Here is a 14,814-nt window from a genome sequence, read left to right as displayed (position 1 = left end):
CATGCTTTTGAACTATAACAGCCTCGGCCTCTGGAAATGGCTGCTCCTCCTGATCACGGTGCTGACGACGGCATTTCTCGTCCTGCCGATCGTTTTCATCGCAGCGCTGTCCTTCGGCTCGTCGCAATGGCTGATCTTTCCGCCGCCCGGCTGGACATTGAAATGGTATGCGGATTTCTTCGCCGATCCGCGATGGCTGGAGGCCGCCTGGACCAGCCTGCGCATCGCCCTCATGGTCACGGTGCTGTCCGTGCTGATCGGTCTTGTTGCCTCCTTCGGGCTGGTGCGCGGCCGTTTCATCGGGCGTAACACGCTTCGCGCGCTGTTCATGACGCCGATGATCCTGCCTGTCGTGGTGCTGGCGGTGGCGCTTTACGCCTTTTTCCTGAAACTTGGCCTTGCCGGCACGACCGCCGGCTTCGTTATCGCCCATCTCGTCGTGGCGCTGCCTTTTTCCATTCTGGCGTTGACCGGCGCGCTCGAGGGTTTCGACAAATCGATTGAGGATGCGGCGGTGCTGTGCGGCGCAAGCCCGTTGCAGGCGAAAATCCGCATCACGCTTCCCGCCATCAGCCACGGCCTGTTTTCGGCGGCGATCTTCTCCTTCCTCACCTCGTGGGATGAGGTGGTGCTGGCGATCTTCATGGCAAGCCCGACATTGCAGACGCTGCCGGTGAAAATCTGGGCGACCCTGCGTCAGGATTTGACGCCGGTTATTGCGGCCGCCTCCACGCTTCTCATCGCGGTGACCATCATTCTCATGCTGCTTGTCGCGGCTGTGCGAAAAGGACTGAAAACATGACCAAACCACTCCTGCAGATTCGCGGCATCCGCAAGCAATACGGACCGGTCGTTGCCGTTCAGGACGTCAATCTCGACGTGCAGCCGGGTGAGTTCATGACATTTCTCGGGCCGTCCGGCTCGGGCAAGAGCACGACGCTTTATATCCTTGCCGGTTTCGAGCAGCCGACATCGGGCGATATTCTGCTGAACGGCGAAAGCCTGCTGTCGACGCCGTCGCACAAGCGCAATATCGGCATGGTCTTCCAGCGCTACACCCTGTTTCCGCATCTGTCGGTCGGTGAGAACATCGCCTTTCCGCTGAAGGTCCGCCGCAAGAGCAAGGCGGAAATCGATGCGAAGGTGAAGGAAATGCTGCGGCTTGTCCGTCTCGAAGGTTTCGAGGACAGAAAACCGGCGCAAATGTCGGGCGGCCAGCAGCAACGTGTGGCGTTGGCCCGGGCGCTTGCCTATGATCCGCCGGTTCTGCTGATGGATGAGCCGCTCTCGGCGCTCGACAAGAAGCTGCGCGAAGAAATCCAGTTCGAAATCCGCCGCATTCACCAGCAGACGGAAGTGACGATCCTCTACGTCACCCACGATCAGGAAGAAGCCCTTCGTCTTTCCGACAGGATCGCCGTGTTTTCCAAGGGGGTTATCGACCAGATCGGCACGGGACCGGAGCTTTACGCTCACCCGGCTACCCGTTTCGTGGCTGAATTCATCGGCGACAGCGACTTCATCGCCTGCGATCTCCTCGCCGCCTCGGGCGGCAAGGCGACGGTGTCGCTCGGCCGGGATATCGTCTTCGATCATATTCCGATGCATGGCGAAGCCGCGCCGGGAAAGAAGGCGGCGCTGATGCTTCGCCCGGAGCGGCTGCAGCTCAGCCGCAACCGGCCGGTTGCCGCCGCCGGTTTCCAGGCCACTGTCAGCGACATCACCTTCCTCGGCAACAATGTCCATGTGGTGGCCCATACCGGCTCGGGTGAGCCGCTTGCGGTGCGCCTGCCTTTCGGCCATGAGGCGATTTCCGGCCTCAGCCGTGGCGACCTCGTGCATCTCGCCTTCGATCCGGCCTCGGCGCAGGTCTTCTGTTGAGGGATGGGCCATGCATCTGAATGATCCCACACTCTTCGGCGAGAAAGTGCCGGTGGCCGGCCGCTGGATCGGTTGCGATGGCCGTGAAACGGCGGCGATCCGCAATCCCGCGACCGGTGAGATCGTCGGACGGGTTCCAGAACTCGGCGCGAAGGAAACGAGAGAAGCAATCGCTGCCGCCGTGATCGTCCAGAAGGAATGGGCCCGCCGCACCGCCGGCGAGCGTGCGAATATCCTGAAGGAATGGTTCCGGCTCGTCATGGAAAACCGTGACGATCTCGGCATGATACTGACGCTGGAACAGGGAAAGCCGCTGGCGGAAGCAAAGGGTGAGATTGCCTATGGCGCAAGCTTCATCGAATGGTTTGCAGAAGAGGCGCGGCGGATCCATGGCGAGACAGTGCCCGGCCATCAGCCGGATAAACGCATTCTGGTTCTTCGCCAGCCCGTGGGCGTGGTTGCGGCCATCACGCCATGGAATTTCCCCAATGCAATGATCACCCGCAAGGCCGGCCCGGCGCTGGCCGCCGGCTGTGCGGTGGTGCTGAAACCGGCGCCGCAAACGCCTTTTTCTGCCATCGCCCTTGCCATCCTTGCCGAGCGCGCCGGCCTGCCGCTTGCGCTTTTCAGCATTTTGACGGGGCCAGCGGCCGAGATAGGCGGGGAAATGACGGCAAGCCCGGATATCCGCCTTCTGACCTTTACCGGCTCGACGCGCACGGGCGAACATCTTTACCGGCAATGTGCGCCGACGATCAAGAAACTGGGGCTGGAACTCGGCGGCAATGCGCCCTTCATCGTCTTCGATGACGCCGATCTCGATGCTGCTGTCGAGGGCGCGATCCTCGCCAAATTCCGCAACAATGGTCAGACCTGTGTTTGCGCCAACCGTCTTTATGTGCAGAGCGGCGTCTATGGTGCTTTCGCTGAAAAATTCGCAGGGGCCGTCGCGCAATTGAAGGTCGGTAACGGGTTGGAGGGGGCAAGCATTCTCGGGCCTCTCATCGATGCAAACGCCGTTGCCAAAGTGGAAGCCCATATTGCCGATGCGCTTTCGAAAGGCGCCGAGATTGCCATCGGCGGCAAGAGGCATGCACTGGGCGGCAATTTTTTCGAGCCGACGATCCTGCGCAATGTCGATGCCGGCATGCAGGTGGCGCGTGAGGAAACCTTCGGACCGCTTGCCCCGCTCTTCCGCTTCGAGGATGAGGCGGATGTGATCGCGCAGGCGAACAATACCGATTTCGGCCTCGCCTCCTATTTTTATGCGCGTGATCTATCGCGGGTCTTCCGGGTTGCCGAGGCGCTCGAATATGGCATGGTCGGCGTCAATACGGGGGCTATTTCCACCGCCGAGGCGCCTTTCGGTGGCGTCAAGATGTCGGGTCTCGGCCGGGAAGGCTCACGCCACGGCATCGAGGAATATACCGAGCTCAAATATGTCTGCATCGGCGGCGTCGGCTAAGGCCGGGCCGCGAAGAATGATGCCTATGCCAGCAGCCCCCGCATGATCAGCTCGAGATGTATTTTCAGGACGGCCTGTCTGTCCAGAATGCGTCGGTCGTTGAAAATCAGCCGAAACACCAATGTTCCGACCATGGGTGACATCACCACTTTTGCGAGTTCGGGAGGGTTGGCCCTGAACCTTTTTTTCGCGACGCCTTCCTCGAGGACCGTATCGATGCGCGTAAAGACCGGTGCCATCAACGTGTCATGATGCTGGTCGATGAGATCGGGAAATTTTGCGCCTTCCGCAAGGATCAAGCGGAACAGTTCCCGCATCTTCTTGTTGTCGACGAGTGCATCGAACAGGAATTCCAGCAGCAGGCGAAGCTCCTCGACCGGGTCGTCGGATGTATGCGTATAGGCCTTGAACGCCTCCTGGAATGGAAGGGAGGCATGCTTGACCATCGCTTCGAAGAGCGCTTCCTTGGTTTCGAAATAGACGTAGACCGTTCCTTTCGTCACGCCCACCCTTTCCGCGATGTCTTCCACCCGCGTCGCGGTAAATCCCCTTTTGGTGAATTCCTCGAATGCGGCATCGAGAATTTGCAACGGACGTTGTATCTTCTGTTCAGCACGTGTCAGTTTTGCTTTCGCCATGGCCCCGGATCCTTCTATTTTTTGACGCGTGCCCTTCTGTCCGTCGCGATTGGCGGAAATGAGAGAATGGGTTTGCCTATAGCACCGGCGCAAAAACCGGAACGATTTTTGTGAAGGCGCGCGCATGCTTCACTATGCCGGAACATTGCCAATGCGCCCGCAGGTATGTGCCGGACGAGAAGGGAATGATCTTCGGGAACCTGAGCCGATACTCCGGACAGCTCCCCGATCAGCGGCATAAGAATTTCATTGACTATTCAGTCAGTCAAATATTATAGGATGAGGCGAAGATCAAGAGGTCACCATGAGAACCATTCTTATCGCGGCGGCGCTTGGCGGTATTTTCGCCCTGTCGTCCTGCAGCAATGAAGAGCCGCCCGCCGAAAAGCCGCTCCGCACCGTCGATGTGGTCGCGGCTGAGAAAAAGCCCGTTGATCGCGGTAGCGTCATCACGGGCGAAGTAAAGGCACGGGTCCAGACGGATTTGTCCTTCCGGGTCAGCGGCAAGATCACCGAGCGGCTGGTGGATGTGGGCGCACGGGTGAAGACCGGGCAATTGCTTGCCCGCATGGATCCCGAAGAGCAGAAGGCCGATCTCGATGTCGCCCTGGCCAACCTGCAATCAGCGGAAGCGCAGCAGACGCAGGCGCAATTGACGTTCGACCGTCAGCAAAGCCTGTTCAAGACGCAGGTGACCTCACGTTCGGCGGTCGACAAGGCCCAGGAAACCCTGCTCACGACGCAAGGGGCGGTGAGATCGGCGCAGGCGCAGCTCGATACGGCGCGCGATGCCCTGTCCTATACCGAACTCAGGGCGGATGCGGATGGCGTTATCACGGCGCGTAATGTGGAGGTCGGCCAGGTGGCGCAGGCCGCCCAGCTCGTCTTTACGCTGGCGCATGACGGACCGCGCGATGCGGTTTTCGATGTTTATGAATCCCTTTTCCTTGAGCGGGACATCGACAATCTCGTCAATGTCAGCCTCCTGTCGGATTCCACCCGCAGCGTTGCGGCACCGGTACGGGAAATTTCTCCGACGATAGACCCGGACAATGGAACGATCAGGGTCAAGGTCGGTCTGAACGGCGATATGACCATGCCGCTCGGCGCGCCCGTATCCGGCCATTTCCGCTTCAAACAGGTCGATGCGATTGAGCTTCCGTGGTCGGCGATGACGTCGCAGGACGGCTTCCCCGCCGTCTGGGTGGTCGATCCGCAATCCTCGGAAATCGCCATGCGGCGTATCGAGGTCGCCGATTACGAGACGGGTCAATTCGTCATCACGCAGGGGCTTAATCCCGGCGATCTCGTCGTCACCGTCGGCACCAAATTTCTCCGCGCCGGTGAAAAGGTCGCCTATGAAAAGGGGCAGGCACAATAATGTCCAGTATATACAAAAGCTTGTTTTTGGTGGCTGTGGCGATTGCGGTTTCCTCCTGCGAAGACAAGCAGGATGCCGCCGCCGAGGCGCCGCGCCCGGTGCTTTCCGTCGTCGTGGAAGAGAAGCCGGCCGATGCCCTGCGGCTGACCGGCACGGTGGAATCGCGCATTCAGACCGATCTCGGCTTTCGCGTGCTCGGGCGCATTATCGCCCGCAATGTCGATGTCGCCGATCTGGTCAAGAAGGGTGACGTGGTGGCCTCGATTGATCCGCTCGCGCTCGAGCTTGCGGTGAAGAGCGCGCAATCCGACCTCTCCAATGCGGAAGCGCAGCTGGCCAATGCAGTGACGACCGAGCAGCGCCAGCGTGTGCTGGCGGAAGCCCGCAGCGGCACGGAAGCGGCACTGGAAGAGGCCGAGCAGGCCACCCGCACCGCCAATGCTTCCGTCGCCAAGGCCCGCGCCAATCTGGACAAGGCCGAGGAACAGCTGGGTTATGCGCAGCTGCATGCGGAATTTGACGGTGTGGTGACGGCAACCTCAGGCGAAATCGGTCAGGTCGTCTCGGCCGGGCAAACGGTCGTGACCATTGCCCGCCCGGAAGTGCGCGACGTGGTGGTCGACGTTCCGCAATTTGCGGCGCAACGGCTGGAGATCGGCTCCGCCTTCGAGATCGCCCTGCAGCTCGATCCGAAAATTCGCACCACCGGCGTGGTGCGCGAGATCGCTCCGGAAGCCGAAACGGCGACGCGCACACGCCGCACGAAGATCAGCCTTCAGGACGCGCCGCCGGCATTTCGGCTCGGTTCCGTCGTCACAGCCTCGGTGCTTGCCGCATCCGAACCGCAGATCATGCTTCCGTCATCGGCCCTGCTGAAAACCGACAATGGATGGGGCGTCTGGATCGTCAATGCCGATACGGCAACAGTAACGCTTCGCCCCGTCACGATAGAGGGCGAGCCTGCCGAAGGCGGCAACGTGCGCATCACCGGCGGCGTCAAGCCCGGCGAGCGCGTTGCCAGCGCCGGCGTTCACAAGCTCAAGGATGGACAGGCCATCAGGATCGATCAGGAGGTCCGTCAGTGAAGAAATTCAATCTCTCCGACTGGGCGCTCGAACACCGTTCGCTCGTCTGGTACTTCATGCTGGTTTTCGTTCTTGCCGGCGTTTTCTCCTATCTCAACCTCGGCCGCGAGGAAGATCCGAACTTCACCATCAAGACCATGGTGATCAGCGCGCAATGGCCCGGCGCTTCCGCCGAAGAGGTGGCGCGGCAGGTGACTGACAGGATCGAGAAAAAGCTTGAGGAACTCGACAATCTCGACCATCTGCGCAGCCAGACGGTGGCCGGCCGTACGACGATCTTCGTGGAGCTGGTGCCGGAGACCAAGGCGCGCAACGTCGAGCCGACCTGGGTGCGGGTGCGCAACATGATCGGCGACATCAAGGGCGATTTCCCCTCGGGCGTCGTCGGTCCCTTCTTCAACGACCGCTTCGGCGATGTCTATGGCAATATCTACGCCTTCACCAGCGACGGTCTCAGCCAGCGGCAATTGCGCGATCTGGTGGAGGATGCCCGTGCGAAGGTGCTGACCGTCGACAATATCGGCAAGGTGGATGTCATCGGCGCGCAGGATGAGACGATCTATCTGGAGTTTTCCACGCGGCAGATCGCGGCGCTCGGCATCGACCAGCAGTCGATCATCAAGACGCTGCAAGCCCAGAACGCCGTCACGCAGTCCGGCTTCGTCAATGCCGGGCCTGAGCGCGTGGCGCTGCGCGTCAGCGGCCAGTTCACCTCGGAAGACAGCCTGCGGTCCATCAATCTGCGGGTCAATAACCGGTTCTTCCCGCTGACGGAAGTGGCGACGATCCGGCGCGGTTATGTCGATCCGCCATCTTCGCTGTTCCGCTTCAACGGCCAGCCGGCCATCGGCCTTGCTATCGGCATGAAAACCGGCGCGAACCTGCTGCATTTCGGCGAGGCGCTGGATGCTGAGATGAAGCGGGTGGTGGCGGATTTGCCTGTTGGTGTCGATGTGCATCGCGTGTCCGATCAGCCGGCCGTGGTCGATGAGGCGGTCTCGGGCTTCACCTCGGCGCTCTTCGAGGCCATCGCCATCGTTCTCGTCATCAGCTTCATCAGCCTTGGCCTCAGGGCCGGCATGGTGGTTGCCGTTTCCATTCCGCTCGTGCTGGCGATCACCTTCGTCTACATGGAATATACCGGCATTTCCTTGCAGCGTATCTCTCTGGGCGCCCTCATCATCGCGCTCGGGCTTCTCGTCGACGATGCGATGATTGCCGTCGAGATGATGGTCGCGCGGCTTGAGGTCGGAGACGATCTCAGAAAAGCGGCGACCTATGTCTACACCTCCACCGCTTTCCCGATGTTGACCGGTACGCTGGTCACCGTTGCCGGCTTCATTCCGGTCGGTCTCAACAACAGCGCGGCGGGTGAATTCACCTTCACGCTTTTTGTGGTGATCGCCGTTTCGCTGATCGTGTCATGGATCGTCGCGGTTCTTTTCACGCCGTTGCTCGGCGTGACGATCCTGCCGAAGACGATGAAATCGCACCATGAGAAAAAGGGCCGTTTTGCCTCCGCCTTTTCCTGGCTTCTCGGCCGGGCGCTGCGTTGGCGCTGGGTGACGATTATCCTCACCATTGCGCTGTTCGGTCTTTCCGTTGGCGGCATGAGCCTTGTCCAGCAGCAGTTCTTCCCGTCATCCGACCGCGTGGAGCTGATCGTTGACTGGAACCTGCCGCAGAACAGTTCCATTGCCGAAACCAACCGGCAGATGGCGCAGTTCGAGCAGGACATGCTGGCCAAGAATCCGGATATCGACCATTGGACAACTTATGTCGGTGAAGGCGCGCCGCGTTTCATCCTGTCTTTCGACGTACAGACGCCGGATGTCACCTTCGGCCAGACGGTCATCGTCACCAAGGGGCTGAATGTGCGTGACAAGGTGCGCGCCGAGCTGCAGGACTATCTGAACAAGACTTTTATCGGCACCGACGCCTTCGTGAAACTGCTCGATATCGGTCCTCCGGTTGGAAAGCCGGTGCAATATCGCCTCAGCGGTCCTGATATCCAGAAGGTCCGCGAACTCGGGCAGCAATTGTCGGGCATCGTCGGCGAACACCGGCTGCTGTCCAACATGGTGATGGACTGGAACGAGCCGACGCGCGTGGTGAAAGTGGATGTTCTGCAGGACAAGGCCCGCCAACTCGGCGTCTCGTCGGAAGATATCGCCAATGCCATGAACAGCATTGTCGAAGGGTCCACAGTCACGCAGGTGAGGGACGATATCTACCTCGTCAACGTGGTGGCGCGGGCGCAGCTTTCGGAGCGCGGCTCCATCGAGACCTTGCAAAACCTGCAATTGCCGGCAACCAACGGCAAGGCCGTGCCGCTCTCGGCGATTGCCAATTTCCGTTATGAGCTGGAGCAGCCGACCATCTGGCGTCGCGACCGGATCCCGACGGTCACCGTCAAGGCTGCCATTATCGGCCCGACGCAGCCGGCGACGATTGTGGAGCAGCTGAAACCGAAGATCGAGGCGTTCCAGAAAACGCTTCCTGTTGGCTACACGCTGGAGACGGGCGGCTCGGTGGAATCCAGCGCGGATTCGCAAGCGCCGATTGTCGCTGTCGTGCCCATGATGTTGTTTGCAATGGCGACGATCCTGATGATCCAATTGCAGAGCTTCAGCCGGCTATTCCTGGTCTTCGCCGTGGCGCCGACTGCCCTGATCGGCGTCGTGGTGGCGCTGCTCTTCTCCAATGCGCCGATGGGCTTCGTCGCCATTCTCGGCGTGCTGGCGCTGATCGGCATCCTGATCCGCAACTCGGTCATTCTCGTCGTGCAGATCGAGCATCTGAGAAGCGAAGGGGTCTCGGCGTGGCGCGCCGTCATCGAGGCGACCGAGCATCGCATGCGGCCGATCATGCTGACGGCGGCGGCGGCCACCCTTGCCCTCATCCCCATCTCCCGGGAAATCTTCTGGGGGCCGATGGCCTATGCGATGATGGGCGGCATTGTGGTTGGCACGGCGCTTACCCTGCTTTTCCTGCCAGCGCTCTATGTCGCGTGGTTCCGCATCCCGCGTGAGGATGACAAGCCGGAGGCAGCGGAAATCAAGGCGTAATATCGGACGCGGAGCGAGGGTGCGGCGATACCGTACCCTCGCGCCAACAAAAATATCCGCCGTCGTTGTTCCGGCGGACAGGATAATGTTAGGAAGGTCGGCTTGGCCGCGAGAGCGGCGGCCGTCCTTTGCGTTTGGGCGGTTGTCTGGTTTTGCGTTGATATTGCGAACATATTGAGAGTGCGGAGGGTTTAAAGATGGGCGGGTTGTCGGATTGGCTTGCGGATGCGCAGCCGATCAATCGCAAGAATGCCGCAGAAGCGGTGTTCGATGATATCCGTTCCGCCATCACCTCGGGGCAGCTTTCGGTCGGCACCCGGTTGCCTTCCGAAGCCCATCTGGCCGCCCGATATGGCGTTAGCCGACCGATCATTCGTGAGGCTTTGCGGTCGCTCCAGACCCTGGGGCTGACGCAGACCCGCACCGGAAGCGGCACCTATGTGATGACGCCGACGCCGCCTTCCGAATTGAATTACGGCGCCTATTCCGCCCGCGATCTGATCGAGGCCCGCCCCTTCATCGAAGTTCCTGCGGCCGGTTGGGCGGCGTTGAGGCGCACGAATGCTCAGCTGGAAGTCCTGCTCGACCTCTGTGATCGGATGGAAGCCGAAGAAAGGCCGCATCCCTGGGTGCTGCTGGATGGGCAATTCCATTGCGCCATTGCGGAAGCTTCGGCCAACAGGCTGTTCGCCAAGGTGGTGGCCGATGCCCGTGAGGCCCTTTCCCAACAGTCAGAGATGGTCAACCTGATGGCCGGCCGACGCGTTGCCTCGAATTTCGAGCACCGCCGGATCGTCGAGGCGATCCGGCGGGGTTCAGCGCCCGAGGCGCGGGAGGCGATGGAGCTTCACCTTGGGCAGGTGAAGCAGGTGGTGACGACGATTATTGGCGAAGATCGGCTTCGCCAGCCGTGACGGCGGGCAGGTTTGCAAGGTGACGCGGGCTCAGCGCCTGCTGCAATTGCGCATCGGTGAGATAACCGCGTTCCAGAACCACCTGCGGCACGGTGCGGCCGCTGGCAAGCGCCTCCTTGGCCACTTCGGTTGCCGCATAATAACCGATCAGCGGGTTGAGCGCGGTGGCGAGACCGATGGATTCTTCCACGCGCTGCGCCATGATCGCCGGATTGGCGACGATGCCGTCGACGCAGCGTTCCGCCAGCGTGCGGCACGCAGCGCTGAGCTGGCTGATGCTCTGTGAAAGTGCGCGCACGATGATCGGCTCGAAAGCGTTCAGCTGCAATTGCCCGGCTTCGGCCGCCATGGTAATGGTGATGTCATTGCCGATCACCGCATAGGCCACCTGATTGACCACTTCGGGAATGACCGGGTTGATCTTGCCCGGCATGATGCTGGAACCCGCCTGAACGGAGGGCAGGGTGATTTCGCCGATGCCGGCGCGCGGGCCGGAAGAGAGCAGGCGAAGGTCGTTGCAGGTTTTCGACAGCTTCACGGCAACGCGTTTCAGCACGCCGGAGAGATGCACGAAAGCGCCGGGGTCCTGTGTGGCTTCGATGAGGTCTGCCGCCGTCACCAGCGGTCGTCCGGTCAGCTCCGCCAGATGCTGGCAGGCAAGCTCGGCATAACCGCGCGGCGCGTTGAGCCCGGTGCCGATGGCGGTGGCGCCGAGATTGATCTCGTGCAGAAGTGCTGCGGATTCGATAAGGCGCGCCTGATCTTCTCCCAGCATCACCACGAAGGTGCGGAATTCCTGGCCGAGCGTCATCGGCACGGCGTCCTGCAATTGTGTGCGGCCGATCTTGATGAAGCCGGCGAATTCCTGCGCCTTGCGGTCGAAGGCATCCTTCAGCACGCCCATGGAAGCGGCCAGATCGTCGATGGCCTCGATCAGCCCGACATTGATCGCAGTCGGATAGGCATCGTTGGTCGACTGGCTGAGATTGACATGATCGTTCGGGTGAAGGCGGGCATAATCGCCTTTTTCGTGTCCGAGCAGTTCGAGCGCACGGTTGGCGATGACCTCATTGGCGTTCATGTTGGTGGAGGTGCCGGCACCGCCCTGGATTTCATCCACCACGAACTGCTCATGCAGCGCGCCGGCGCGGATTTCGCGGCAGGCCTCGGCGATGGCTTCCATGCGTTCGGCGTCGAGCAGGCCAAGTTCGTGATTTGCGCGTGCCGCCGACTCCTTCACATAGGCCAGTCCCCTGACGAGATAGGGGTTGTGGCCGATGGTCACCCCGGTGATCTTGAAGTTTTCCACAGCGCGCGCCGTGTGCACGCCCCAATAGACATCCGCCGGAATTTCCTTCGTCCCGAGCAAATCATGCTCCTTGCGCGTCACGCTCACTTTTTCCTCCACTGGCTTTTAAGCGTTTCAATATCTGTAAAGCTGTCTTACAGATTTTTTGACCTTAATTGGGGTGGAGGAGAAGGTCAATCATATCGAATACGCTTGACGAACGGCATTATCTGCCATTATGAGGGGCGAAAATCTGTCATGCAGCTTTACAGCGCGCATGAGCATGCATGCTGGCCATATTCCAGCGCGGACTGTGCCAGTTTCATTTTCATTTCCGGCTTATCGCCGACTGCAAGCACTTTATCGGGAGGATAAATATCCATGCATTCTGGGAAAACGGCGTCTGCCGACCGTGAGGTCTTCGTCGAAGAAGATCTCGGTTACCACAAGGCCCTCAAGCCGCGTCAGATCCAGATGATCGCCATTGGCGGCGCCATCGGCACCGGGCTTTTCCTCGGTGCGGGCGGGCGTCTGGCGCAGGCAGGCCCGGCGCTGGTCTTCGTTTATGCGCTCTGCGGTTTCTTCGCGTTTCTGGTGCTGCGTGCGCTCGGCGAGCTGATCATGCATCGCCCGAGCTCCGGTTCCTTCGTGTCCTATGCCCGCGAATTCTACGGCGAGAAAATGGCCTTCGCTGCCGGCTGGATGTACTGGCTGAACTGGGCCATGACTTCGGTGGCGGATGTGACCGCCGTCGCCCTCTACATGAATTTCTTCAAGCAATATGTTCCGTGGCTTGCGGGTATCGACCAGTGGGTCTTCGCGATGACGGCGCTTCTGGTCGTGCTGGCCATGAACATGCTGTCGGTGAAGGTCTTCGGCGAGCTTGAATTCTGGTTCAGCCTCATCAAGGTGCTGGCGCTTGCGATCTTCCTCGTGGTCGGTATTTATTTCGTCATCTTCGGCACCCCCATCGAAGGCCACGTCACCGGCTTCAGCATCATCACGGATAATGGCGGCTTCTTCCCGAACGGCATTTTGCCAGCCTTCGTCATCATACAGGGCGTCGTCTTCGCTTATGCCTCCATCGAACTGATCGGCACGGCGGCAGGCGAGACGGAAGACCCGCGCAAGGTCATGCCCCGCGCCATCCGCGCCGTGGTTCTCCGTCTCGTGGTCTTTTATGTCGGTTCGGTGCTGCTGTTCGCGCTGCTTCTGCCCTATACCGCTTACAAGGCCGGCGAGAGCCCCTTCGTCACCTTCTTCGGTTCCATCGGCGTGCAGGGCGCCGACGTGATCATGAACCTCGTCGTTCTGACCGCCGTGCTGTCCTCGCTCAATGCCGGGCTTTATTCCACCGGCCGCATCCTGCATTCGATGGCGGTTTCCGGCTCGGCGCCGGCAGCACTTGCGAAGATGAACAAGAACGGCGTGCCCTATGGCGGCATCGCGGTGACCGCCGTCGTCACTGTTCTCGGCGTGGCGCTGAACGCTGTCGTTCCCGCTTCGGCTTTCGAGATCGCACTCAACCTCTCGGCGCTTGGCATCATCTGCGCATGGGCCGTCATCGTGCTCTGCCAGTTGAAGCTCTGGCAGCTTTCCGAGCGCGGTGAACTCGTGCGTCCGGATTTCCGCATGTTCGGCGCGCCCTATACCGGCATTCTCACGCTCATCTTCCTGTTCGGCGTGCTGGTGCTGATGGCCTTCGACTATCCCGTCGGCTCCTGGACCATCGCCTCGCTGCTGGTCATCATCCCGGCGCTCGTCATCGGTTGGTATCTCTTGCGTGACCGCATCTACCGCCTTGCGGACGAGCGTGCGGGAGCATCGCAGTGAGCGGGCAGGACGCAACGCCTCTGGTGGCGGTCATCGCCACCGGCGGCACCATCGCCAGCCGGCGTGGCGCCGATGGCGTCAGCACGCCCAGCCTTTCGGGTGAGGATCTTCTGGCGCTGGTTCCGCAGATCAACGCCCGGCTGAAGCCGGTCGACCTGATGGCGAAGGACTCTTCCAGCCTGACACTGGCAGACATGCAGTGCATCAGCGATGCGGTGGGCGCCGAGATCGATGATCCCGCCGTTGCCGGCATCGTGGTTCTGCATGGCACCGACGCCATGGAAGAATCCTCGCTGCTCGTGCATTTGCAGCGGGCCATCACAAAGCCGGTGGTCTTCACCGGCGCGCAGTTTACGGCAGACCATAAGGACGCGGACGGACCGGCCAATCTGGCCCGGGCCATAGAAACAGCGCTCGATCAGGCGAATGCCGCAAAAGGCGTGCTCCTTTCCTTCGGCGGCCGCTGTCTGCCGGCCTGGGGGCTTTATAAACTGAGCGCGGACGAAGCGGATGCCTTCCGCTCCGCCCGGCCGCTGGTTGCTGGCGCAACGCTGCGGTTTTCCGCCCCGGTAACCGATCAGCGCGTCGATATCGTCGCCATTCATCCCGGCTGTGACGCGACCCATATCGATGCAAGCCTGCAGGCGGGCGCGAAAGGCATCGTCCTTGCCGCACTCGGTTCCGGCAACGCCAATCCGCGTATCGCCGAAGCCGTGAAGCGCTGCGCCGAACTCGGCGTGCCCGTCATCGTTTCCAGCCGTGTGCCGGAAGGGCGGCTGGTGGCGACCTATGGCGGCGGCGGCGGCGGGCATGATCTTGTCGCGGCGGGCGCCGTGCATTCATCCACGCTTCGCCCGGGCCAGGCCCGCATTTTGCTGGCAGCGCTGCTGGCCGGTAAAAGTCCGGCGGAAACCATCGTTTCCGCTTTCGGTGACAGCCCGCTCTCTTAGAGCATTTCCAGGAAAAGTGGACCCCGGTTTTCCGTCCGGAAATGCGTCAAAACTCTAAGTAGCGGCAGCGATGCCCGCGACCGGCGGGCATCGAAATTCCTATAGGATTCCTATTTTATTGCCTCTGTGGCCGTCTCGAACCTTTATGCGGTTCGGGTGCATTCTTCTGTGCGGGAAGGGATGGTGTTCCCTTCTCAGCCAGAAAGAATGAAAAGCGACGTCCCACATGACGGCGCTTTTCTTCCTGTCCGGCTCCTCGAATAAAAAGGAGTCCCATCGATGATGGATGTTGTTCTGATCGGCGCAGCCAC

General features: G+C 60.8%; 11 protein-coding genes. 9 read left to right on the top strand and 2 right to left on the bottom strand.

The window, feature by feature from the left end; translation table 11 throughout:
- Nucleotide 1 precedes the first annotated feature (1 nt).
- Genes L904_RS05040 through L904_RS05030 form a run of 3 tightly spaced genes read left to right on the top strand, consistent with a single transcriptional unit; the run spans nt 2 to nt 3,346 of the window.
- A complete protein-coding gene (locus tag L904_RS05040) occupies nt 2-802 on the top strand; it encodes an ABC transporter permease (RefSeq protein WP_020813477.1) in 801 nt (266 codons plus the stop codon).
- Complete coding sequence (locus L904_RS05035) at nt 799-1,881, top strand: ABC transporter ATP-binding protein (protein WP_020813476.1); 1,083 nt, start codon at nt 799-801, stop codon at nt 1,879-1,881. The genes L904_RS05040 and L904_RS05035 overlap by 4 nt, the downstream gene beginning before the upstream one ends.
- A 10-nt stretch (nt 1,882-1,891) precedes the next feature.
- Nucleotides 1,892-3,346, top strand: coding sequence for an NAD-dependent succinate-semialdehyde dehydrogenase (locus L904_RS05030; RefSeq protein WP_020813475.1), 1,455 nt, complete (start codon nt 1,892-1,894; stop codon nt 3,344-3,346).
- Nucleotides 3,347-3,369: 23 nt separating this feature from the next.
- Here the strand turns inward: L904_RS05030 and L904_RS05025 are convergent, their stop codons facing one another.
- A complete protein-coding gene (locus tag L904_RS05025; protein ID WP_020813474.1) occupies nt 3,370-3,984 on the bottom strand; it encodes a TetR/AcrR family transcriptional regulator in 615 nt (204 codons plus the stop codon).
- 304 nt (nt 3,985-4,288) lie between these two features.
- Between L904_RS05025 and L904_RS05020 the strand changes: the two genes are divergently transcribed.
- The 4 genes from L904_RS05020 (at nt 4,289) to L904_RS05005 (ending at nt 10,432) form a co-directional block, all read left to right on the top strand.
- Nucleotides 4,289-5,365 carry an efflux RND transporter periplasmic adaptor subunit gene (locus tag L904_RS05020; protein WP_020813473.1) on the top strand — a complete coding sequence of 359 codons (1,077 nt, stop codon included), beginning with the start codon at nt 4,289-4,291 and terminating at the stop codon, nt 5,363-5,365.
- Nucleotides 5,365-6,450: an efflux RND transporter periplasmic adaptor subunit gene (locus tag L904_RS05015; protein WP_020813472.1), complete on the top strand. Its 1,086-nt coding sequence runs from the start codon at nt 5,365-5,367 to the stop codon at nt 6,448-6,450. Before L904_RS05020 ends, L904_RS05015 begins: the two co-directional genes overlap by 1 nt.
- Nucleotides 6,447-9,518, top strand: coding sequence for an efflux RND transporter permease subunit (locus L904_RS05010; protein WP_020813471.1), 3,072 nt, complete (start codon nt 6,447-6,449; stop codon nt 9,516-9,518). The genes L904_RS05015 and L904_RS05010 overlap by 4 nt, the downstream gene beginning before the upstream one ends.
- A 197-nt stretch (nt 9,519-9,715) precedes the next feature.
- The gene (locus L904_RS05005) at nt 9,716-10,432 is read left to right on the top strand and encodes a FadR/GntR family transcriptional regulator (protein WP_020813470.1); all 717 of its coding nucleotides are present in this window, start codon (nt 9,716-9,718) and stop codon (nt 10,430-10,432) included.
- Here L904_RS05005 and L904_RS05000 read toward each other — a convergent pair.
- Nucleotides 10,401-11,828 carry an aspartate ammonia-lyase gene (locus tag L904_RS05000; protein ID WP_245267405.1) on the bottom strand — a complete coding sequence of 476 codons (1,428 nt, stop codon included), beginning with the start codon at nt 11,826-11,828 and terminating at the stop codon, nt 10,401-10,403. The genes L904_RS05005 and L904_RS05000 overlap by 32 nt on opposite strands.
- A 273-nt stretch (nt 11,829-12,101) precedes the next feature.
- On the opposite strand from L904_RS05000, the gene L904_RS04995 reads away from it, so the two are divergent.
- Nucleotides 12,102-13,553 (top strand): amino acid permease, encoded by a 1,452-nt coding sequence (locus L904_RS04995; protein WP_020813467.1) that lies wholly within the window; start codon nt 12,102-12,104, stop codon nt 13,551-13,553.
- Nucleotides 13,550-14,503 carry an asparaginase gene (locus L904_RS04990; protein ID WP_035263889.1) on the top strand — a complete coding sequence of 318 codons (954 nt, stop codon included), beginning with the start codon at nt 13,550-13,552 and terminating at the stop codon, nt 14,501-14,503. The genes L904_RS04995 and L904_RS04990 overlap by 4 nt, the downstream gene beginning before the upstream one ends.
- Nucleotides 14,504-14,814: the final 311 nt, after the last annotated feature.

The organism is Agrobacterium sp. LY4 (genome assembly GCF_001526585.1).
GTDB lineage: Bacteria > Pseudomonadota > Alphaproteobacteria > Rhizobiales > Rhizobiaceae > Agrobacterium > Agrobacterium leguminum.
The sequence above is the reverse complement of the archived record's forward strand: the minus strand, read 5'-3'. Positions and strand labels throughout refer to the sequence as shown.